Annotated in this window: 2 protein-coding genes; one reads left to right on the top strand and one right to left on the bottom strand. The window is 70.4% G+C overall.

The window, feature by feature from the left end; genetic code table 11:
• On the bottom strand, positions 1–194 hold a 194-nt coding region (locus LQ51_RS02360; protein WP_197087505.1), incomplete at its 3' end, for a hypothetical protein.
• Between the two features lie 122 nt (positions 195–316).
• Here LQ51_RS02360 and LQ51_RS02365 point away from each other — a divergent pair.
• Positions 317–1,265: WD40/YVTN/BNR-like repeat-containing protein (locus LQ51_RS02365; RefSeq protein WP_046562960.1), on the top strand; the 949-nt coding region annotated here is incomplete at its 3' end.

Consider the following 1,265-nt stretch of genomic DNA (forward strand, 5'->3'; position numbering starts at 1 on the left):
ACGACCTCCTCGCGGCTGCCGTCCGGGCCCGGGCGGTACGGGCAGGACAGCGGCGACTGCGGGAGGCGCCAGCCGCCGCGGTGCATGGCCCGCCCGACGTAGACCACGTCGGCGTACGCCGGATCGTCCCGGTGGCCCTTCAGGTTGACGACCGTCGTTGCCCGCTCGGCTCGACTTTCCTCGATCTTCGCCACCTCACCCCTCCGACCCGCGTCCCACTGATTGTCGTAACCGCACGGTACGACTGACCGGTACCGATGATTTTCGGCGCGGAGGACCGTCTACCGAGTGGAACGTCCAACGGAAGGATGAGGGCATGAGCGGCGTACGGGTGCTGGTCGGCACACGCAAGGGCGCGTTCACGTTGACGTCGGACGGCGCGCGCGCCGACTGGACGGTGGACGGGCCGCACTTCGGCGGCTGGGAGATCTACCACCTCACCGGGTCGCCGGCCGACCCGGACCGGCTCTACGCGTCCCAGTCCGGCGGGTGGTTCGGCCAGCTCATCCAGCGTTCCGACGACGGTGGCCGGAGCTGGACCACGGTCGGCAACGACTTCGCCTACACGGGCGAGGTCGGCGAGCACCTCTGGTACGACGGCACTCCCCGGCCCTGGGAGTTCAAGCGCATCTGGCATCTGGAGCCGTCCCGCGACGACCCCGACACCGTGTACGCGGGGGCCGAGGACGCCGCCCTCTACGTCACCACCGACGGCGGTCAGAAGTGGACCGAGCTGACCGCGCTGCGTACCCATCCGACCGGGCCGGTCTGGCAGCCGGGTGCCGGCGGCATGTGCCTGCACACGATCATCCTGGACCCGGCGAACCGGGACCGGATCTACGTCGCCATCTCGGCGGCGGGCGCGTTCCGCAGCGACGACGGCGGCGCGAGTTGGCTGCCGATCAACAAGGGCCTGCGCTCGGGTGAGATCCCCGACGAGGATTCCGAGGTCGGGCACTGCGTGCACCGCCTCGCCCAGCACCCGTCCCGGCCGGACACCCTGTTCATGCAGAAGCACTGGGACGTGATGCGCAGTGACGACGCCGGCGCCAACTGGCGGGAGGTCAGCGGCAACCTGCCGTCGGACTTCGGGTTCCCGATCGCGGTGCACGCCCACGAGCCGGAGACCATCTTCGTGGTGCCGATCAAGAGCGACTCCGAGCACTTCCCGCCGGAGGGCAAGCTGCGCGTCTACCGCAGCCGCACCGGCGGCGAGCAGTGGGAGCCGCTGACCAACGGCCTGCCGCAGGCCAACTGCTACGTCA

Source organism: Micromonospora sp. HK10, assembly GCF_000982955.1.
In the GTDB taxonomy this organism is placed as follows: domain Bacteria; phylum Actinomycetota; class Actinomycetes; order Mycobacteriales; family Micromonosporaceae; genus Micromonospora.